This is a genomic window from Sphingomonas sp. GC_Shp_5, assembly GCF_026540855.1.
In the GTDB taxonomy this organism is placed as follows: domain Bacteria; phylum Pseudomonadota; class Alphaproteobacteria; order Sphingomonadales; family Sphingomonadaceae; genus Sphingomonas.
This window is the reverse complement of record NZ_JALNUP010000005.1, coordinates 128,227-146,428: the sequence shown is the minus strand read 5'-3', so window position 1 is coordinate 146,428 and position 18,202 is coordinate 128,227. Positions and strand designations below refer to the sequence as shown.

19 protein-coding genes are annotated in these 18,202 nt (G+C 69.1%); 4 read left to right on the top strand and 15 right to left on the bottom strand.

The genetic code is table 11. From position 1 onward, the window contains the following. Window positions 1-8: 8 nt before the first annotated feature. The 3 genes from lptE to OXR60_RS05890 are packed head-to-tail and all read right to left on the bottom strand — an operon-like array spanning window position 9 to window position 3,477. On the bottom strand, window positions 9-542 hold the full coding sequence (lptE, locus tag OXR60_RS05900) for an LPS assembly lipoprotein LptE (RefSeq protein WP_267394848.1): 534 nt from the start codon (window positions 540-542) through the stop codon (window positions 9-11). Beyond that, window positions 539-3,031 (bottom strand): leucine--tRNA ligase, encoded by a 2,493-nt coding sequence (leuS, locus tag OXR60_RS05895; RefSeq protein ID WP_267394847.1) that lies wholly within the window; start codon window positions 3,029-3,031, stop codon window positions 539-541. The genes lptE and leuS overlap by 4 nt, the downstream gene beginning before the upstream one ends. An 8-nt stretch (window positions 3,032-3,039) precedes the next feature. After that, window positions 3,040-3,477, bottom strand: coding sequence for a DUF3576 domain-containing protein (locus OXR60_RS05890; RefSeq protein WP_267394846.1), 438 nt, complete (start codon window positions 3,475-3,477; stop codon window positions 3,040-3,042). A gap of 202 nt (window positions 3,478-3,679) precedes the next feature. On the opposite strand from OXR60_RS05890, the gene OXR60_RS05885 reads away from it, so the two are divergent. Further along, complete coding sequence (locus tag OXR60_RS05885) at window positions 3,680-4,405, top strand: hypothetical protein (protein ID WP_267394844.1); 726 nt, start codon at window positions 3,680-3,682, stop codon at window positions 4,403-4,405. A gap of 175 nt (window positions 4,406-4,580) precedes the next feature. Here OXR60_RS05885 and OXR60_RS05880 read toward each other — a convergent pair whose 3' ends face one another. Further along, on the bottom strand, window positions 4,581-5,066 hold the full coding sequence (locus OXR60_RS05880; RefSeq protein ID WP_346015440.1) for a thiamine phosphate synthase: 486 nt from the start codon (window positions 5,064-5,066) through the stop codon (window positions 4,581-4,583). A gap of 21 nt (window positions 5,067-5,087) precedes the next feature. Here OXR60_RS05880 and OXR60_RS05875 point away from each other — a divergent pair, with 21 nt between their 5' ends. Both OXR60_RS05875 and OXR60_RS05870 read left to right on the top strand, forming a co-directional pair. After that, on the top strand, window positions 5,088-5,759 hold the full coding sequence (locus OXR60_RS05875) for a YggS family pyridoxal phosphate-dependent enzyme (RefSeq protein WP_267394843.1): 672 nt from the start codon (window positions 5,088-5,090) through the stop codon (window positions 5,757-5,759). Then, a complete protein-coding gene (locus tag OXR60_RS05870) occupies window positions 5,756-6,418 on the top strand; it encodes an HAD family phosphatase (protein ID WP_267394842.1) in 663 nt (220 codons plus the stop codon). Before OXR60_RS05875 ends, OXR60_RS05870 begins: the two co-directional genes overlap by 4 nt. Here OXR60_RS05870 and OXR60_RS05865 read toward each other — a convergent pair. From OXR60_RS05865 to OXR60_RS05835, 7 genes are all read right to left on the bottom strand, one after another. Next, a complete protein-coding gene (locus tag OXR60_RS05865; RefSeq protein ID WP_267394841.1) occupies window positions 6,407-6,898 on the bottom strand; it encodes a YdcF family protein in 492 nt (163 codons plus the stop codon). The two genes, OXR60_RS05870 and OXR60_RS05865, sit on opposite strands and share 12 nt — an antisense overlap. Before the next feature lie 73 nt (window positions 6,899-6,971). Next, window positions 6,972-8,021 carry a GTP cyclohydrolase II gene (gene ribA, locus OXR60_RS05860; RefSeq protein ID WP_267394840.1) on the bottom strand — a complete coding sequence of 350 codons (1,050 nt, stop codon included), beginning with the start codon at window positions 8,019-8,021 and terminating at the stop codon, window positions 6,972-6,974. Further along, window positions 8,018-8,809, bottom strand: coding sequence for an exodeoxyribonuclease III (locus tag OXR60_RS05855; RefSeq protein WP_267394839.1), 792 nt, complete (start codon window positions 8,807-8,809; stop codon window positions 8,018-8,020). The genes ribA and OXR60_RS05855 overlap by 4 nt, the downstream gene beginning before the upstream one ends. A gap of 244 nt (window positions 8,810-9,053) precedes the next feature. Further along, window positions 9,054-9,689, bottom strand: a complete 636-nt coding sequence (locus tag OXR60_RS05850; RefSeq protein WP_267394837.1) for an outer membrane lipoprotein carrier protein LolA — start codon at window positions 9,687-9,689, stop codon at window positions 9,054-9,056. Between the two features lie 66 nt (window positions 9,690-9,755). Then, window positions 9,756-11,384, bottom strand: coding sequence for a Na+/H+ antiporter (locus tag OXR60_RS05845; protein WP_267394836.1), 1,629 nt, complete (start codon window positions 11,382-11,384; stop codon window positions 9,756-9,758). Between the two features lie 251 nt (window positions 11,385-11,635). Then, window positions 11,636-12,016, bottom strand: coding sequence for a hypothetical protein (locus OXR60_RS05840; protein WP_267394835.1), 381 nt, complete (start codon window positions 12,014-12,016; stop codon window positions 11,636-11,638). Window positions 12,017-12,284: 268 nt separating this feature from the next. Next, window positions 12,285-14,645, bottom strand: a complete 2,361-nt coding sequence (locus tag OXR60_RS05835) for a DNA translocase FtsK 4TM domain-containing protein (RefSeq protein WP_267394834.1) — start codon at window positions 14,643-14,645, stop codon at window positions 12,285-12,287. A 285-nt stretch (window positions 14,646-14,930) separates the two neighbouring features. Here OXR60_RS05835 and OXR60_RS05830 point away from each other — a divergent pair, with 285 nt between their 5' ends. Next, window positions 14,931-16,145 (top strand): UbiH/UbiF/VisC/COQ6 family ubiquinone biosynthesis hydroxylase, encoded by a 1,215-nt coding sequence (locus OXR60_RS05830; RefSeq protein WP_267394833.1) that lies wholly within the window; start codon window positions 14,931-14,933, stop codon window positions 16,143-16,145. Window positions 16,146-16,204: 59 nt separating this feature from the next. Here the strand turns inward: OXR60_RS05830 and OXR60_RS05825 are convergent, their stop codons facing one another. Genes OXR60_RS05825 through OXR60_RS05810 form a run of 4 tightly spaced genes read right to left on the bottom strand, consistent with a single transcriptional unit; the run spans window position 16,205 to window position 18,127 of the window. Beyond that, window positions 16,205-16,375, bottom strand: coding sequence for a Trm112 family protein (locus tag OXR60_RS05825; RefSeq protein ID WP_267394832.1), 171 nt, complete (start codon window positions 16,373-16,375; stop codon window positions 16,205-16,207). Between the two features lie 2 nt (window positions 16,376-16,377). Further along, the gene (locus OXR60_RS05820; protein WP_267394831.1) at window positions 16,378-16,575 is read right to left on the bottom strand and encodes a hypothetical protein; all 198 of its coding nucleotides are present in this window, start codon (window positions 16,573-16,575) and stop codon (window positions 16,378-16,380) included. Next, a complete protein-coding gene (locus tag OXR60_RS05815) occupies window positions 16,572-17,237 on the bottom strand; it encodes an LON peptidase substrate-binding domain-containing protein (protein ID WP_267394830.1) in 666 nt (221 codons plus the stop codon). Before OXR60_RS05815 ends, OXR60_RS05820 begins: the two co-directional genes overlap by 4 nt. Further along, window positions 17,234-18,127, bottom strand: a complete 894-nt coding sequence (locus tag OXR60_RS05810) for a tetratricopeptide repeat protein (RefSeq protein ID WP_267394899.1) — start codon at window positions 18,125-18,127, stop codon at window positions 17,234-17,236. The genes OXR60_RS05815 and OXR60_RS05810 overlap by 4 nt, the downstream gene beginning before the upstream one ends. Between the last annotated feature and the right edge of the window lie 75 nt (window positions 18,128-18,202).

Here is an 18,202-nt window from a genome sequence, read left to right as displayed (position 1 = left end):
CTGCGCCATCATGGCTGCGCCGGCGCCGCTGGCGACGCCTGGGCCGCTTTGGCGCGGCTACGGGCATAGGTGGCGAGGCGGGCGACGATCTGGTCGGCGACGATGCCCGACAGCCGCTCCAGCGCCGTATTCTCGGCGGCGATGGTGGCATACTCGGACTGGACGACGTCGATCCCGGCATCGGAGCCCGCGGTGGCGTCGAGCAGCACGGTGCCGTCGGTGAGATCGACCAGCTGGTAGCGCGCCTTCAGCGAACGTCGTTCGCGAGTGACGCTGTCGTCGCGACGGACGCCGAGGCCGGCGATTTCATCCTGAAGGCGGACGTCGAGCCGATATTGCGCGGTGCCGTTGGCCGAGAGGCGATCGCGCAGCGCGTTGCTCATCAGCCAGCCCGACTTGCCCTCGATCGGGGCGACCTCGATCTGGGTCAGCGCGTTCGCCACCGCGCCGCTGCCGCCACCGGCATAGAGCGGGTGGAGGCCGCAGCCGGGGAGCAGCAACAGCAGCGCGGCGGGGGCGAGCAGGGTGGCGAGACGGTTCATGCGACGATGTTGACCAGCCGGCCGGGAACCACAATCACCTTCTTGGGCGGCTTGCCGTCGAGCAGGCGGACGACCTTGTCGCTGGCGAGCGCGGCGGCTTCGAGCGCCTCGCGCGAGGTCTCCGCCGGCAGCACCAGCGTGTCGCGGAGCTTGCCGTTGACCTGCACCGCGATGGTCGCCTCGTCGGCAACGAGCAGCGCCGGATTCACCTCAGGCCAGGCGGCGTCGGCGATCAGCCCGTCGAAGCCCTTGGCAGCCCAAGCCTCCTCGGCGACATGCGGCACCATCGGCGCGACCAGCAGCATGAGGTCGCGGATCGCGGTGGTGCGCGACTGGCTGGGCTGCGCCCGCTCGATCGCGGTGCACAGCTCGTAGAGCTTGGCGACCGCCTTGTTGAAGGCGAGCGCCTCGATGTCGAGGCCGATGCCGTGTATGGTCTGGTGGAGCTTGCGATCGAGCGCCGCGTCCTGCCCTTCGCCGGCGGTGTCGCCGTCGAACAGCCGCCACAGCCGCTGGACGAAGCGCCAGGCCCCCTCGATCCCGGATTCGGACCAGGGCAGATCACGCTCGGGCGGCGAATCCGAGAGCATGAACCAGCGCGTCGCGTCCGCACCATATTGGTCTACGATTGGTTCGGGATCGACGGTGTTCTTCTTGGACTTGGACATCTTCTCGACGCGGCCGACCGCGACCGGCTTGCCGCTGGCGATCTCGAGCCCGTCGCGGACGTCGTCAGGGCTGAGCCAGCGATTGTCCCAGCTCTTGTAGGTCTCGTGGGTGACCATGCCCTGGGTGAACAGCCCGGTGAAGGGCTCGGCGATATCAAGCGCGCCGATGTGCTTGAGCGCGCGGGTCCAGAAGCGCGCGTAGAGCAGGTGGAGGATCGCATGCTCGACCCCGCCGATATACTGGCCGACCGGCAGCCAGCTCTCCGCGGTGGCGCGATCGAACGGCTTGTCCTTGGGCTGGCTGGCGAAGCGGATGAAATACCAGGAAGAGTCCGCAAAAGTATCGAGCGTATCGGTTTCCCGCACCGCCTCGCCATGGCACGACGGGCAGGCGACGTGCTTCCAGGTCGGGTGGCGATCGAGCGGTTTGCCGGGGATGGCGAAGCTGACGTCGTCGGGCAGCACCACCGGCAGCTGGTCCGCGGGCACCGGCACCGCGCCGCATGCCTTGCAGTGGATGATCGGGATCGGCGTGCCCCAATAGCGTTGGCGGCTGACGCCCCAATCGCGCAGGCGGAACACGGTGGAACCCTTGCCCCAGCCGCCGGCCTCGGCGCGGGCGATCACCTCGCGCTTGGCATCCTCGATGTCGAGGCCGTCAAGGAACTGCGAATTGACCAAGGCGCCGGCGCCCGAATAGGCCTCATCGCCCGCGAACACGGGATCGGTGAGATCGCCGTCGGCGACGACGCGATGGACCGGCAGATCGTATTTGCGCGCGAAATCGAGATCGCGCTGGTCGTGCGCGGGGACGCCCATCACCGCGCCGGTGCCATAATCCATCAGCACGAAATTGGCGATGTAGATCGGCAACTGGCGGGTTGCATCAAACGGATGGGTGGCGGTGAGGCCGGTGTCGAAACCCAGCTTTTCCTGGGTTTCCAGCTCAGCAGCGGTGGTGCCGCCCTGCTTGCAGCGCTCGATAAAAGCGGCAACCTCTGGGTTGCCGTTGAGGTTCTGCGCGATCGGGTGATCGGCAGCGACGGCAACGAAGCTCGCGCCGAAGATCGTGTCAGGCCGGGTGGAGAAGACCTCGACGGTGCCGCCGGTGGAAGTCGCGAAGCCGAAGGTCAGCCCCTGGCTCTTGCCGATCCAGTTCTCCTGCATCAGCTTGACCTTGTCCGGCCAGTGCTCGAGCTTGCCGAGGCCGGCGAGCAGCTCGTCGGCGAAATCGGTGATCTTGAGGAACCACTGGGAGAGCTTGCGCTTCTCGACCAATGCGCCCGAGCGCCAGCCGCGGCCGTCGATGACCTGCTCGTTGGCGAGCACGGTCATGTCGACCGGATCCCAGTTGACCGACGATTCCTTGCGATAAACGAGGCCCGCGGCGAACATCTGCAGGAACAGCGCCTGTTCGTGGCCGTAATAATCGGGTTCGCAGGTCGCGAGCTCGCGCGACCAATCGAGCGCAAAGCCGAGGCGCTTCAGCTGGGCCTTCATGGTGGCGATGTTGGCGCGGGTCCAGGTGCCCGGATGGACGCCCTTCTCCATCGCCGCATTCTCGGCGGGCATGCCGAATGCGTCCCACCCCATCGGGTGGAGGACTTCATGGCCGCGCATCCGCCGGAAGCGCGCGAGCACGTCGCCCATCGTGTAGTTGCGGACGTGGCCCATGTGGATGCGCCCCGACGGATAGGGGAACATCTCGAGCACGTAGCTCTGCGGCTTGCCGCTGTGATCCTTGGCGGCAAAGGTCTGGCGATCGTCCCAGACCTTCTGCCAGGCCGAGTCCGCCTTCAGCGCGTTGAAACGCGATGCCATGGTGGTGATTACCCCGCGATCGAGGCGCGGCGCAGATCGCGGGCCTTGGTGAGGATGATATCCTCGAGCTTCTGGATGGTCGCGGCCTGGACCGGCGCGGCGACCCACTGGCCGCCTTGATTGACCTGGCGCAGCGCCGCGACGCGAACGGCGTCGGCGCGCAGATCCTGGTCGAGGATCGACACGGTAACCTTCATCCGCTCGGTGGGCACCTGCGGGTTGATGTACCAATCGGTGACGATCACGCCGCCGTTGGAATCGGTCTGGACCAGCGGCATGAACGACAGCGTGTCGAGCGTCGCGCGCCACAGATAGGCGTTAACGCCGATCGTGGTGACCTTGGAGGCGGCGAGATCGGTCTTGGCGGTGCCATCGCGGCCGCCGCAAGCGGCGAGCGGCAGGGCAATGGCGGCGACCATGAGGGCGGTGCGCAACGGGCGGATCATGGGCGTGTGGTCCTGCGAGAGAAAGCTGCCGTTGCTCTATAGTGACGCTGCACTGCCCGCAAGCAGCGCTTGGGTAAGACCAATATGTGTGCAGATTGCCACAGTAGGACAAAATCCCGCATGGCCCCCCTGTCGTAGCTGGTTGGCGCGGGACGATTCCATGGTAGGCGCGTTGCTGCCGGAATCGAGAGAGGGACTGGTTGTGTTCGCTACGCGTGCGATGGTCGGGATGGTTGCTGGGGCGCTTGTCGCCACCGCTGCCCTCGTCGCGCCCGCGTTCGGCCGGGTCGAGCAGCCGGGTACCGTCCGCCGCGCGGCGAGCGCGTCGCCGGCGCGGTTCACCGGGTCGTTCACGCCTTCTGCCGCCGATCCCCGGCTCGCCGCCTTGCTCGCCAAGGGTGGCCTCGACGCCGACGGCTTCCGCTTCACCCCCGCCGAATCGAGCCGCGACAAGCGTGCGGTGACCGTGGCGGTCCGGGCCCGGTCGAGCCGCACCGCGCTCGCCTCGGTCGACAACGTCCGCGCCGCGCCGACCCAGGCGCCGACCGTCGGCATCGCGCCGATCGCCTACAACCTTGGCGTGTCGGTGGGCTGGAAGCGGTTCGCGGTGTCGGGCAACGTCAACCGCCTCGATCTCGGCCCGCAGCCGGGCAGCCGCGAGTCGGCCGACGTGGCGGTCACCTATCGCGCCGGCCGCGCCAGCAGCCGCCTCGCCGCGACCACCGATCGTCCGCTGACCGGCGCCAACCGGCTGGTCGAGGACACGCCGAGCTATTCGGTGGACATGTCGAGCTCCTATTCGCTGACGCGCAACCTCAACGTGACCGCGGGCGTGCGCTATCGCTCGGATCGCGAGCGGATCGCACGGCTGGATGACGATCGCCGCGATAGCCAGTCGGTGTATCTGGGGACGGCGTTCCGCTTCTGAGTGGGCGCGGTGGCTCGAGCCACCGGGTGATGATTCATACCTTTATTTCCTGCCGTCATGCTGCACTTGTTTCAGCATCATGGCCGACACGCCCCCTGGGCTTGCCGCTCGTGCAGGTCATGGATCCTGAAACGAGTTCAGGATGACGAGATCTAGGGGATGTCGGCAGATCCTCTCACGGCGTCAGCGCGTCGATCCCCGCCCAGCCGGTAAAGCCGAGATGGCGCAGCCGGCGCCAGCGGCGGGCGTCCATGCCGCCAAGTGCAATGATGTCGACGCCGAGGCCACGGGCGACCGTGGCGGCCTTGCGCGGGCCGAGCGCGGGGGCGCCGGGGTGCGAGCGGGTCGGGTAGATCGGTGAGACGAATAGATAGCGGGCGCCGGCACGGGCGGCGGCGATCGCCTCGCGGCGATCGTGCGCGGCAGCGGTGAAGGGGGTGCGGCCGCCGTGCTGCGCTCCCCATAGCCCGGCCGCGCTCACCGTCAGCCGACGAGCCTGCGCGATCCGCCGGATGCGCCGCAGCAGCGCCCGGCGCTCGGCCGCGGGCAGGCTGCGGTGGCGGACCACCACGCCGCTGCCCGGCGGCAGCCGGCGCAACGCGGCCCACAGCCGCTCGCCCATCCGCTCGTCGGTCATCAGCCAAGGGTTTCGATCAGCCACCGCGACGCTATAGCGGCGCGCATGACCCAGGGAACACCACTCGCCGACGTCGCGGCCCGGATCGCGCGCGCCGCCGCCATTGCCGGGCGCAAGCCCGAGGCGGTGACGCTGATCGCCGTCTCCAAGACCCACCCCGCCGAGGCGATCGAACCGCTGCTCGAGGCGGGGCATCGCGTGTTCGGGGAAAACCGTGTTCAGGAGGCGGCGGCGAAATGGCCGGCGTTGCAGGCGCGCTTCGCCGATGTGTCGCTGCATCTGATCGGCCAGCTGCAGTCGAACAAGGCCGAGGAAGCGGTGGCGCTGTTCGACGCGATCCATGCGGTCGACCGGCCGTCGCTGGTGACGGCGCTCGGTACAGCGATGGCGAAGACCGGCAGGCGGCCGGCCTGCTTCATCCAGGTCAACATCGGCGACGAGGCGCAGAAGGGCGGTTGTGCGATTGCCGAGCTGCCGGCGCTGCTGGCGCAGGCGCGCGACGCCGGGCTGCCGGTTGCCGGGCTGATGTGCCTGCCGCCTGCCGAGGTCGAGCCGGCGCCTTACTTTGCGCTGCTCGCCAAGCTCGCGCGCGAACACGGGCTCGACCAGCTCAGCATGGGGATGAGCGCGGATTACGAGACGGCGGTGACCCTGGAGGCGACCCATGTCCGCGTCGGCAGCGCGCTGTTCGGCGCGCGCGAGGGAGTGAAGGCATGAAGGTCGACGCGTTGCTTTTCGACTTCGATGGGGTGCTGATCGAGAGCGAATATGCCGGCAACCGCCAGATCGCCGAGTGGCTGAGCGGCGCGGGTTATCCGACCACCGCGGCACAATCGATGGAGCATTTCATGGGGCTGGCGGGGCCCGAGTTCGTCACCGCGATCGAAGGGTGGATCGGCGGGCTGATCCCCGACAGCTTCCACGCCGCGCGCCGCGCCGAGGACGAGCGGGCGATGGCGGAGGGGATCGACCCAGTGGCCGGGGCGATCGCCTTTGTGCGCTCGCTGCCGGCCGATCTGCCCAAGGCGGTGGTGTCGTCGAGTCCGACGCGGTGGATCCGACGGCATCTGGCGCATATTGGCCTCACCGATGTGTTCGGCGATCATGTCTACAGCGGCCGCGAGCATGTCACGCGCGGCAAGCCGGCGCCCGACCTGTATCTCTATGGCGCGGCGCAATTGGGCGTCGCCATCGAGCGCTGCGCAATTCTCGAGGATTCACCGGTGGGCGCGACCGGCGCGGTGGCGTCGGGCGGCTATGTGATCGGGCTGTGCGCGGGGACGCATTGCGCGATCGGCCACGACCAGCGGCTGCTTGCGATCGGCGTCGACGCGGTGGCGCACGACTTTGCCGAGGTGGCGCGGCTACTCGCCTGAGCGGCGGCGCCAGCGGTCGCGCAGCGCGGCGCTGCCGCCGGCGACGAGATCATAAGGCAGCGCCAGCGCCTCGCGCGCGTGCATCCGCGCCACCGCGCGGCGGGTGCCGCGGATGGTGAAGGGGATGGCGCGGGCGCGGATGCCGTAGAGCGCGAACAGCATGCGCACGCGCGGCTGGTGATAACCGTCGGTGCAGCTCCAGCAGCGGCGCAGGCCGCGCGCGCGCATGAAGCGCGCGGCGGCGCGGACCGATTGCAGCGTGTCGACGCTGTCCTCGTCGAGGTGGAGGCGGCCGGCACCGAGCTGCGGGGCGAGCAAAGCCGCCATCACCGCGGCTTCGGACGGGCCATGCAGGCCGATCGCGCCCGAGAGGAACAGGATCGCGTCGGGATGCGCCTCGGCGGTGGCGAGCGCATAGCCGATCCGACGCGCAAGCGCGGGGCTCGGCACGCCGCCGGCGCGGACCGCGGCGCCGAACACGACGATGACGCTCGAGGGCGTACCGGTGGGCAGCGCCGCGTTGAGCGCGGAGCCAAGCGCAGCGTCTGGCGCGTCAGAGCTGATGGCCGGTCCGATCGCGCTTGGTGGCGAGGTAGCGCTCGTTGTGCGGGTTGGCGGGCAGGACATGCGGCACGCGCTCGACCACCGTGACGCCGGCGCCCGCGAGCGCGGCGACCTTGGCGGGGTTGTTGGTGAGCAGGCGGATGGTGTGCTGGCCGAGCAGCTGGAGCATCCGCCCGGCGACGCCGAAATCGCGGGCGTCGACTGCGAAGCCCAGCCGGGTGTTGGCGTCCACCGTGTCGAAGCCCTGGTCCTGCAGCGCATAGGCGCGCAGCTTGTTGACCAGGCCGATGCCGCGGCCCTCCTGGCGCAGGTAGAGCAGGATGCCCCAGCCGCTGTGCTGGATGGCGTGGATCGCGGCATGGAGCTGCGGGCCGCAATCGCATTTGAGGCTGCCGAGCACGTCGCCGGTGAGGCATTCGCTGTGCAGCCGCACCAGCGGCGGCTGGCCGTTGGGCTGGCCGATCAGCAGCGCGACATGCTCGTCGGCGCTCTCGGGCGAGCGGAAGGCGACGATCTCGGCATCCTCGGCGCCGTCGACCGGCAGCCGCGCGCGAGTGGCAATGGCAAGGCGGGTGGCGTCTTCATGCGCATCGATGTCGGCGGCGGTGATATGGTCCTCGGCGCCGCTGCCGCCGACGAAGAAGGCGGGGAGCAGCCCGGCGATGCGCGCGAGGCGCAGCGCCGCAGCGGCGGCGGCCGGGTCGCTCGCGGGAAGGGTGCGGAACGGGCCCTTGAGCGGCGTGGCGAGATCGAGCTGGGGGTCGGCGAGCGCAGTGGCGGCGGCGAAATCGATCCACGGCGCGCGCTCGATCAGCACCGGCGCGTCGGGCACCGCGGCGTCGAGCTGGTTGGCGAGCTTGAGCGTCGCGGCGCGGCCGGCGGAGATCAGCACCCCCGCGGTGGCGGCGGGATCGAATGCGGCGAGCCGCGTGGCATCGGCGGTCTCGACCGCGAGCAGGGTCAGCCCGTCGATCGCGATCGGCCAGCCGCGGCGCAAGCCGTCGATCGCGCGGGCGGCGGCACGGGGCCGGGCGGTCAAAAGGCGAACTCGGTCATGATCGGCACGTGGTCCGACGGCTTGAGCCAGCTGCGGCATGATTCGAACACGGTGTGCGCGGTCGCCTGCGCGGCGACATCGGCGGTCGCCCACATGTGATCGAGCCGGCGGCCGCGGTCGTTCTTGGTCCAGTCGGCCGAGCGATAGCTCCACCAGGTGTGGAGACGCGCCGGGGCGGGGTGGAAATGGCGGCCGAGATCGATCCAGTCGTTCGACGCCTGGAGGCGATCCAGCGCCTCCACCTCGATCGGCGTGTGGCTGACCACCTTGAGCAGCGCCTTGTGGCTCCACACGTCGCTCGGCAGCGGCGCGACGTTGAAGTCGCCGGTGATGATGGTCGGGCCGGCGAGCGACTGCGACCAAGCAGTCATCCGCTCGAGGAAATCGAGCTTCTGGCCGAACTTGGGGTTGACCTCGCGATCGGGCTCGTCGCCGCCGGCGGGCACGTAGACATTCTCGAGGCGGACGCCGTTCGGCAGGCGGATGCCGACGTGACGCGCCTCGCGGTTGGCCTGCCAGTCGAACCGGTCATCCTCGGCGATCGGCACCCGGCTGAGGATGGCGACGCCGTGGTGCATGCGCTGGCCGTGGATGACGATGTGCTCATAGCCGAGCGCGCGGAAGCCATCGAACGGGAAGTCCGCGTCGATCACCTTGGTTTCCTGGAGGCAGAGCACGTCGGGCTCGGCCTCGCGCAGGAATTGCTCGACGATGGCGAGGCGGAAGCGGACGGAGTTGATGTTCCAGGAGGCGATCTTCACGCGCGCCATGTAGCGGTGCGAGGGAGCGCGAACAAGGAAGCGGCTCGGCAGGTGTCACGGAGCGGCGGGCGCCAAAAGAATGGCCCCCGCTCCGGGGGCATGGAGCGAGGGCCGGACTAGCGTTCGTCACGCAGGCGGAAGCGAGGAACACGCTCGAGCAACAGGGGGAAAAATCCCGAACGCCCAACATCCGCGAGGTCTTCACTAGGCCCTGCAACCTGTCGCGCGGATGAATGGCCAGATGAAAAACCGTTCAGTTTCGGCCGCCGCTCCTCCGCGGGTCGTTCCAGCGGAACGTGTTGTCGCTTACCGGCACGCCGAACTTCTGGCCCGAGAGGCGGATGGTGGTGCGGTTGTTCTGGCTGTCGAGCGCGACCCAGCCCTGGAGCATCAGCCCCGCGGGCGCGGCGCCGTCGCGCGCGAACACGAGGGTGATGCGGCCGGCCTCGGGATGCTTGGGATCGTTCGCCTCGACCGAGACGACGCGGTCGTTGCCGGTGGGGATCACCTTGGCATAGCGGGTGATGTCGCGATCGGGATCGAGCAGCAGTACCAGCGGCGTGTTCTTGATCGGGTAACGCTGCACCTGGCGCACCGAATAATCGATAAAGGTCAGCGCGCCGCCCTCGGCGACGATCAGGATCGGCACACCTTTTTGATATTGGAAGCGCAGCTTGCCGGGCTTCTTGAGGGTGAAGGTGCCGGTGAGCACCTTGCCGTTGCGATCGGTCTGGCTGAAATCGGCGGTCATTGTCGTCAGCGACTGGAGGTGGCGCTGGACCGCGGCGAGATCGCCGGTAGCCTGAGCGACGGCGGGCGCCGCGAGCGGGACGGTGGCCAGCACCGGCGCGAGCACGGCGAGAGCGAGGGGGGCAATACGGGGCAGCATCGTCTTCTCCTTGGCCGGCGCGATGGCCGACCGGGCTTGAACGGATAGTGAATCGGCGCCGGCGGGTCAGCTTCTGAAGCGGACCTCGGCGAAATCGAGTTCGCGGACCAGCTTGGCGGCGATCTCGCTGCCGAGCGTACGGTTGCGCGCGAGCGCGAACACCGCATTGCGCTCGGCGCGGAGGCCCGCGAGGCGCAGTTCGCGTTCGATCTTGTCCTGGCGGCGCGCCTCGGCGGCGGCTTCGCCCTCGTGGCTGCGGCTCTCGATGCGGTCGCGGTAGAGGTCCATGATCCGGTTGCCGGCGGCGGTGTAGAGATCGGCATCATTGCGGCCCTCGGCCATCGCATGCTGCGCCTCCTCGATGGCGCGGATCGCGGCCTCGGCGGCGGCGACGCGGGCCTCATTCTCCTCGGCCTGGCGCGAGGGCTCGGGCGGCATCGTCAGACCCTTGAGCAGCAGCGGCAGCACCAGGCTGGCGGCGACCAGCGAGACGATGATCACCCCGGCGGCAAGGAAGATGGCGAGATCGCGCGCCGGGAAGGGGGTGCCGTCGGCGAGCGCGAGCGGCAGGGTGAGCACGCCGGCAAGGGTGAGCGCGCCGCGGACGCCGGCGACCGACATCGCCGCGAACAGCCGCCAGTTCGGCACCCGCCGATCCTCGCCCCGGCGCAGCAGGGTGAGGCGGAAGGAGACCCACACCCAGGCGAAGCGGAGCAGGGCGAGACCGGCGGCGATCGCGATCACATAAACGCCGAGCCACCACGGCGACTGGTGGCCGGTGGTCCGCACAGTCTGCGCGGCGCCGGTGAGGATCAGCGGCAATTGCTCGCCGAGGAGCACGAAGATGATGCCGTTCAGCGCGTACTGGATCGTGTCCCACACCGAGTTGCGGCGCATCCGGGTCACCGGCAGCGCCTGGCGCGCGACTTCGGCGAAGCTCATCGTCACGCCCGCGGCGACCGCGGCGAGGATGCCCGAGGCGTGGAGATGCTCGGCGAGCAGGTAGCAGCCGAACGGGATCAGCAGGCTGATCAGGATCTGCGAGCCGGTCTCCTCGCCCAGCCGCCGCGAAATCCAGGCCTTGGCGCGGGTGACGACCAGCGTCACCGCGGTGCCGATCGCGAGACCGCCGCCGGCGACCCACAGGAAGCTCGCTGCGGCGCCGGTGGGCGAGAAGCTGCCGGTGAGCGCCGCGGCGATGGCAAAGCGCAGGCAGACTAGCCCCGAGGCGTCGTTGAGCAGCGATTCGCCCTCGAGGATGTGCATCATCCGCTTGGGGATCGGCACCCGCGCGGCGATCGCGGACACCGCGATCGGGTCGGTCGGCGATACCACCGCGGCGAGCGCGAAGGCGACCGCGAGCGGCATCGACGGGATCATCCAGTGGATGAACAGGCCCATGCCGATCACCGTCATCAGCACGAGGCCCAGCGCCAGCTCGACCACAGTGGAGATGTCGCGAAACAGCTCGTCCTTGGGGATCCGCCAGCCGTCGAGGAACAGCAGCGGCGGCAGGAACAGGAACAGGAACAGCTCGGGTTCGAGATCGACGCGATAATTGGTCGAGAGGCCGATCAGCGCGCCAAGGCCGATCTGCACCAGCGGCGCCGGGATCGAGACCGGCAGCAATCGCGACAGCGAGCCGCTGACGACGACCGCCAGCAGCAGGATGAGGACGATCGTGACGGATTCCAAGGGGCTCTCCGGGTAAGTGGTTCGGCCAGTCTAGGTGTTGGCGGCGCCGAAGTCAGTGGCTGCGGCGATCGCGCAATCGTTCGTCACCCCCGATCAGGCCTGCGGTGGCGGGTCAGGCCTGTGGTGGCGGGTCAGGCCTGTGGTGGCGGGGAAGTTGCCGCCACAACGGCAAACGCGCCGACGAGGGAACCCGTCGACGCGTTGCGGACGCCTGTCGCCGGCAGGCCGGCGCTCAGCGACTCAGGGCCGGATCAGCGGCACTTCACGTTGCCGCGATCGACCGAGCGACCGAGCAGCGCGCCGCCGCCGGCACCCGCGAGCGTGCCGAGCGTGCCGCCGCCGACCAGATTGGCGAGCAGGCCACCGCCGACGGCGCCGATCACCAGGCCAGTGGTGCCGTCGCTGCGGCGGCAATAGGCGCGGCCGTCACGGCCCTTGTAGATGCGATCATTGCGGCCGAGATTGCGGGCGCGATGGTTGCCGCCGGAGCGATAGCTGCTCGACGGATCCCAATTGTCACCGCGGTCACCCTGCCAGCGGCCGTTGTCGTTGCGCTGCGCCATCGCCGGGGTCGAAACGACGGGGGTGGCGAGCACGGTCAGCGCCAGTGCGGCGATCAACGACTTCTTCATAACGCTACTCCTCGGATTAGAGCTGCCAGAACGCCCCGGCGGCGGGAGAGTTCATTTCGGCTGCGATATGGCGAAGGAGGTCCTTGCGGCGGGCAGGTTTGGCGACGTCAGTGGCAACGAGCCGGGGGAGAACCGCTTGCCCGCCTTCGTCATGCTGAACTTGGTTCAGCATCCAAGGCCTGCGCGACCCGCAAGCTTGCGGCCAGCGTCGGGCCATGGATCCTGAAACGAGTTCAGGATGACGACGTGTGGAACGGCGCGTGCGAAATCAGATCGCGTGGCCTTCGGTGTCGCGCAGCACTTCGCGGCGGCCGACATGGTCGGGGCGGCTGACGATGCCGTCCTTTTCCATCTTCTCGATCAGCCGAGCCGCCGAATTGTAGCCGATGCGCAGCTGGCGCTGGAGCCAGCTGGTCGAGGCCTTCTGCGATTCGCACACCAGCTGGATGGCGGCGCGATATTGCTGGTCCTCGGCCGAATCCTCGCCGGTCGGCGCGCCTTCGAGCGCGAAGCTCTCGGCGGGCTCCTCGGTGACCGAGGAGATGTAATCGGGCAGGCCCTGCGAGCGCCAGTGGTCGGCGACCGCGCGAACCTCGTCATCGGACATGAAGGGACCGTGGACGCGGACGATGCCCTTGCCGCCGGGCATGTAGAGCATGTCGCCGCGCCCAAGGAGCTGCTCGGCGCCCTGCTCGCCGAGGATGGTGCGCGAATCGATCTTGCTGGTGACGTGGAAGGAGATGCGGGTCGGCAGATTGGCCTTGATCACGCCGGTGATGACGTCGACCGACGGGCGCTGCGTCGCCATGATCAGGTGGATGCCGGCGGCGCGCGCCTTCTGCGCGAGGCGCTGGATCAAGAATTCGACTTCCTTGCCCGCGGTCATCATCAGATCGGCGAGCTCGTCGACGATCACCACGATCTGCGGCAGCGGTTCGTAGTCGAGCTTCTCCTCCTCGTAGAGCGGCGCGCCGCTTTCCGGGTGATAGCCGGTCTGGACGCGGCGGCCGAGCTGCTGGCCCTTGGCCTTGGCGGCGCGGACCTTGTCGTTGAACCCGGCAAGGCTGCGCACGCCGACCGACGACATCTGCCGGTAGCGATCCTCCATCGTCTCCACCGCCCATTTGAGCGCGCGCACCGCCTTGGCGGGATCGGTGACGACGGGCGAGAGGAGGTGCGGGATGTCGTCGTACATGCTCAGTTCGAGCATCTTGGGATCGATCATGATCATCCGGCACTGATCCGGCGTCAGCCGGTAGAGCAGCGACAGGATCATCGCGTTGAGGCCGACCGACTTGCCCGAACCGGTGGTGCCGGCAACGAGCAGGTGCGGCATCGGCGCGAGATCGGCGATCACCGGATCGCCGGCGATGTTCTTGCCGAGGATGATCGGCAGCTGCGCCGCCTGGTCCTCGAAGGTCTGGCTGCCGACCAGTTCGTGCAAGGACACCATCTCGCGCTTGGCATTGGGAAGCTCGATGCCGATGACGTTGCGGCCGGGGATCACCGCGACGCGTGCCGAGATGGCGGACATGTTGCGGGCGATATCGTCGGCGAGCGCGATCACCCGGGTCGCCTTGATCCCCGGAGCCGGCTCGAGCTCGTACATGGTAACGACCGGGCCGGGACGGACCTCGGTGATCGCGCCCTGGACCTTGAAGTCGTCGAGCACATTTTCGAGCAGGCGGGCGTTGCGCTCGAGCGTGGCCTTGTCGATCGTGCCCTTGGGCTGCGGCGGCGAGGGCACCAGCAGGTCGAGCGGCGGCAGCTTGTAGGTGTGGCCGAGATCGAGCTGCGGCTGGTGGGGCTTGGGTCGCGCGGCCGAGGGCGCAACGCCGCGATCGGCGATCACCGGTGCCGGGCGCGGATCGGGCGCGGCGACCGCGCGCGGCTGGATCGCGCGGCCGGCGAGCGTCAGCGGCTCGTCCTCCTCCTCGTCATCATCGTCGAGGTCGTGCACGTCATAATCGGCGTCGAACCCGCCCATGTCGCCGGCGCCGGCGTCGGCAAAGGCAGCGCGGCGGCGCAGGCCCCATTGGCGCTCGCCAAGATCGATCTCGAGGCTTTTCGCCCAGATGATGATGCCGGCGACCCCGGCGACCACGCCGAGCCCGCGCTGTGCCCATAGCGCGACGCCCGGGTTGCCGACGAACGCCAGCGCCCAGCCGACCAGCCGGGCGAGGCCGAGGCCGACCACGCCGCCCCAGCCGGCCGGCAGCGCCAGCACCGAGGAAGCCGAAACGAAGGCGAGCGCGGTTGCGATCAGCGCGAGGCCGAGCAGGGCGTTGCGCAGCATCTTGATCCAGCGGCCGGCAGGCTGGCCCCGCCACAACCGCATCGCCACGATCGGGCCGACCGGAAGCAGCAGCGCGACTACCGGGCCGAGCAGCGTGAGCGCGATATCGGCGAGCCAGGCGCCCGGCGGGCCGGCGAGATTCTGCACCGCGCCGCCCGAGGCGGTGTTGAGCGCGGGATCGCTGGCATGATAGCTGGCGAGCGCGAGCACGATCAGCGCGGTGACGAGGAAGATCGCGAGCGCGGCGATCAGCGCGCCGCTGCGCACCGCGCCGGCCTTCACGGTTTCGCGCCACAGCCCGTTAGTCTGGCCCGCCTGTGCCCGGCTCGCCATCGCCTGATCCTTCAATGTCCGAATATGCCGGGGAATCATCGGGCTTGGCGTGGCCGGCGTCAAGCTGAGGGGAAGGATCCGACCCTGCCCAGACGCACTTCTCCTTGTTCGTCATGCTGAGTTCGTCAGGCTGAACTTGTTTCAGCATCCATGGCCCGCACTGCCCGTGGGCAGTCGGTGAGCGTTGGGTCATGATCCTGAAACGAGTTCAGGATGACGAGAAGTAGTGATCGAGACCAAGCGTGGTGGTTTGCACGCCCGCGCTGCGGGCGTAGAGGAGCGGGCATGGATACAGACGTCATCATCCTCGGCGGTGGCCTGGTCGGCGCAACGCTGGCCCTTGCGCTCGACTCCCATGGCGTATCGAGCATCGTGGTCGATCCCGCCGATCCGGCGGTGACGCTGGCGCCCGGGTTCGATGGGCGGGCGTCGGCGGTGGCGAGCGCGAGCGGGCGGATGCTCGATGCGATCGGGGTGGGCGGAGATCTTGCCGGCCATGGCTGTGCGATCCGCCACATCCGGGTGAGCGACGGGCTGGAGCCGGGCAAGCTCGATTTCGTGCCCGATGCCGACGATGGTGCGCTCGGCACGATGTACGAGAACAAGCGGCTGCGCAGCGTGCTGTTCGCGCGCGCGACCGCGGCGGCGCATGTCGACCTCAGGATGCAGACTCGCGCTACCCAGGTGGACCGCGGTGAGTTCGGCGTCACCGCGACGCTTGATTCGGGGGTGGTGATCAAGGCGCCGCTGCTGATCGCCGCCGAGGGCCGCCACTCGCCGACCCGCGAAGCGGCGGGGATCACCGTGGCGCGGTGGAGCTACGATCACACCGCGATCGTCGGTGCCTTCCACCATGAGCGCAGCCACGAGAATATCGCGTTCGAGATCTTCTACCCGAGCGGGCCGTTTGCGCTGCTGCCGCTGCCCGATGACGAGATCGGCCACCGCTCGGCGATCGTCTGGTCGGTGCACGCCAGGGATGGCGCGGCGATGCTCAAGCTGGGGGATCGCGCCTTCCTTGCCGAAGCGGAGAAGCGGATGGGCGGGTTCCTCGGCACGTTGTCGGCGGCCAGCCCGCGGGCGAGCTATCCCTTGGGCTTCCACCATGCGGCGCGGATCACCGCGCAGCGGCTGGCGTTGATCGGCGACGCCGCGCACGGCATCCACCCGATCGCGGGCCAGGGGCTCAACCTCGGCTTCCGCGACGTCGCGACGCTTGCCGAGGTGCTGGTCGAGGGCAAAAGGCTCGGGCTCGATCTCGGCGACCCGGCGCTGCTCGCGCGCTACCAGCGCTGGCGCGGGCTCGACACCTTCACCGTGGCGGCGGCAACCGACACGCTGACGCGGCTGTTCGGCATCCCCGGCAAGACCGCGAGCGCGGTGCGGCGGTTCGGCATCTCCGCGGTGGACAAGCTGCCGCCGCTCAAGAACCGCTTTATGGCCGAGGCGCGCGGCGAAAGCGGGAACCTGCCCAAGCTGCTGCAGGGATTGATGATCTAGCGCCGCGCCTGGTGGCGTTGAACCGTCATCCCGACGACAGCTGGGGTGACGGCAAGTGGCTAGAGCCGCCGCGCTTCGTCTGGCAGCATCACCGGCACGCCGTCGCGGATCGGATAGGCAAGGCCTGCCGCGTCGGAGACCAGTTCCGCCGCGGCCTCGTCATAGCGCAGCGGCTGGCGCGTCACCGGGCAGACCAGGCGCTCGAGCAGCCAGGGGTCTAGGGTCGGCATGATCAATGGTCCTTGGGCGACGCCGGGGCGGCGGCCGCGCGGGCGGTGCGCCAGGCGTCGCTGCCGACCCGGTTGTGGGTGTCGATCTGCTCGATCGCGGCCGCCTTCTTGGGCTCGAACAGGTTGGCGAAGAACATCCAGGCCATCATCGCCGCGCCATGGCGGCGGCCTTTGCGGGGCCTCGGCGTCGGCGCGCTCATTGCAGCGTCACCTTGTCCTCGCCGTCATGGCGGCCAAAGAATTGCATCAGCTGGATGATCAGCTCGGCGCGGGTCTCGATATCGGGGGCTTCGAGCAGCGCCTGTTTGGCGGCGGCATCGAACGGCGCGATCTGGGCGATGCCGTTGACCAGGCTCTCGTCGTCGAGCCGCTCCACCGCGTCCCAGTCGACCGTATAGCCCTGCGCCTCGGCATAGCGGCGCGATTCGAGTTCGAGCGACGAGCGGTGGCCGAGCGACAGCGTCTCGTCGCCCGTCACCGGCAGCAGCTCGGCTTCGACCTGGCGGAAGGCGGTGGTGACATCGAGTTCGCGGACAATGCGGAACAGCGCGACGCCTTCGAGCACCAGGTTGAACCGACCGTCCTCCAGCGCCTCGACCTCGGCGATGCGGCCGACGCAGCCGATGTCGTAAAGCTCGGGCCGGTCGTCGCCAGCCGTGCCGTTCGCACCTGGCTCGGGCGGCGCGCCCTGCAGGCGCGGCTGGATCATGCCGATCCGCCGATCGCGCGCCATCGCGTCCGACACCATCGCCCGGTAGCGCGGCTCGAAGATGTGCAGCGGCAGGTGCATGCCCGGGAACAGCAGCGCGCCGGGTAGCGGGAATACCGAGAGCCGCGTGGTCTGGCGCGCGTCTTGTGTCATCCGAACAGGATCGCGGAGAGGCGGCGGCGCTGCGCGGAGACCCAGGGGTCCTCGAGACCGACGACCTCGAACAGCTTGAGCAGCTGGGCGCGCGCGGCGCCGTCGTCCCAGGTGCGGTCGGCGGCGACGATGTAGAGGAGGTTGTCGGCGGCGCCGTCGCGGTCGCCGGCGGCCATCTGCGCGTTGGCGAGCGCGAAGCGGCGCTCGTGGTCGTCGGGGTTGTTGGTAACCTCGGCGGCGAGTGCGCTGAAATCCTCCACCGGCTGGGCGGACTGGGCGAGCGCCAGCGTCGCCTTGGCGCGATCGATGCCGGCGTCCTTGAGATCGGCGGGCAGCGCGTCGATCGCGGCCTGCGCCTCGTCGTTGAGCCCGGCGGCGACCAGCGCGCGGATACGGCCGGCAAGCACCGCGGGATGATCGGGCGCCATCGCGGCGAGCTGGTCGTAGATCGACAGCGCGCGCTCCGCGTCACCCTGGGCGAGCACGTCCTCGGCCATCGCGATCAGCGGCTCGAGCTCGGCCTCGGCGCTGGCCGCGTCCGACTGGATCGGCAGCTGTTTAAGCAGCTGGTCGAGCGTGACGCGCAGCTGCGATTCGGTGCGCGCGCTAGTCAGGTCGGCGACGAGCTGGCCCTGGAACATCGCATAAACGGTCGGGATCGACTTGATCTGGAATTGCGCGGCGATGAACTGGTTCTTGTCGGTATCGATCTTGGCGAGGATCACGCCCTTGTCGGCATAAGCGGCGGCGACCTTCTCGAGCGTCGGCCCGAGCGCCTTGCACGGCCCACACCATTCGGCCCAGAAATCGATGATCACCAGGCTCGTCATCGATGGTTCGACGACGTCGCGGCGGAAGGCCTCGACGGCTTCCTTCTCGGCGGGGGACATGCCTAGCGTGGCCAAGTGGTGCTCCTTTGCTTGTAGGGCCCATGTGGGGCGGAATGCGCGCCGCGCCAAGCCCGT

What these genes read in the sequence shown, in the direction of transcription:
- lptE (WP_267394848.1), bottom strand. Translation starts at nt 542, where the DNA reads ATGAACCGTCTCGCCACCCTGCTCGCCCCCGCCGCGCTGCTGTTGCTG.
- leuS (WP_267394847.1), bottom strand. Translation starts at nt 3,031, where the DNA reads ATGGCATCGCGTTTCAACGCGCTGAAGGCGGACTCGGCCTGGCAGAAG.
- OXR60_RS05890 (WP_267394846.1), bottom strand. Translation starts at nt 3,477, where the DNA reads ATGATCCGCCCGTTGCGCACCGCCCTCATGGTCGCCGCCATTGCCCTG.
- OXR60_RS05875 (WP_267394843.1), top strand. Translation starts at nt 5,088, where the DNA reads ATGACCCAGGGAACACCACTCGCCGACGTCGCGGCCCGGATCGCGCGC.
- OXR60_RS05870 (WP_267394842.1), top strand. Translation starts at nt 5,756, where the DNA reads ATGAAGGTCGACGCGTTGCTTTTCGACTTCGATGGGGTGCTGATCGAG.
- OXR60_RS05855 (WP_267394839.1), bottom strand. Translation starts at nt 8,809, where the DNA reads ATGGCGCGCGTGAAGATCGCCTCCTGGAACATCAACTCCGTCCGCTTC.
- OXR60_RS05850 (WP_267394837.1), bottom strand. Translation starts at nt 9,689, where the DNA reads ATGCTGCCCCGTATTGCCCCCCTCGCTCTCGCCGTGCTCGCGCCGGTG.
- OXR60_RS05840 (WP_267394835.1), bottom strand. Translation starts at nt 12,016, where the DNA reads ATGAAGAAGTCGTTGATCGCCGCACTGGCGCTGACCGTGCTCGCCACC.
- OXR60_RS05835 (WP_267394834.1), bottom strand. Translation starts at nt 14,645, where the DNA reads ATGGCGAGCCGGGCACAGGCGGGCCAGACTAACGGGCTGTGGCGCGAA.
- OXR60_RS05830 (WP_267394833.1), top strand. Translation starts at nt 14,931, where the DNA reads ATGGATACAGACGTCATCATCCTCGGCGGTGGCCTGGTCGGCGCAACG.
- OXR60_RS05825 (WP_267394832.1), bottom strand. Translation starts at nt 16,375, where the DNA reads ATGCCGACCCTAGACCCCTGGCTGCTCGAGCGCCTGGTCTGCCCGGTG.
- OXR60_RS05820 (WP_267394831.1), bottom strand. Translation starts at nt 16,575, where the DNA reads ATGAGCGCGCCGACGCCGAGGCCCCGCAAAGGCCGCCGCCATGGCGCG.
- OXR60_RS05815 (WP_267394830.1), bottom strand. Translation starts at nt 17,237, where the DNA reads ATGACACAAGACGCGCGCCAGACCACGCGGCTCTCGGTATTCCCGCTA.
- OXR60_RS05810 (WP_267394899.1), bottom strand. Translation starts at nt 18,127, where the DNA reads ATGTCCCCCGCCGAGAAGGAAGCCGTCGAGGCCTTCCGCCGCGACGTC.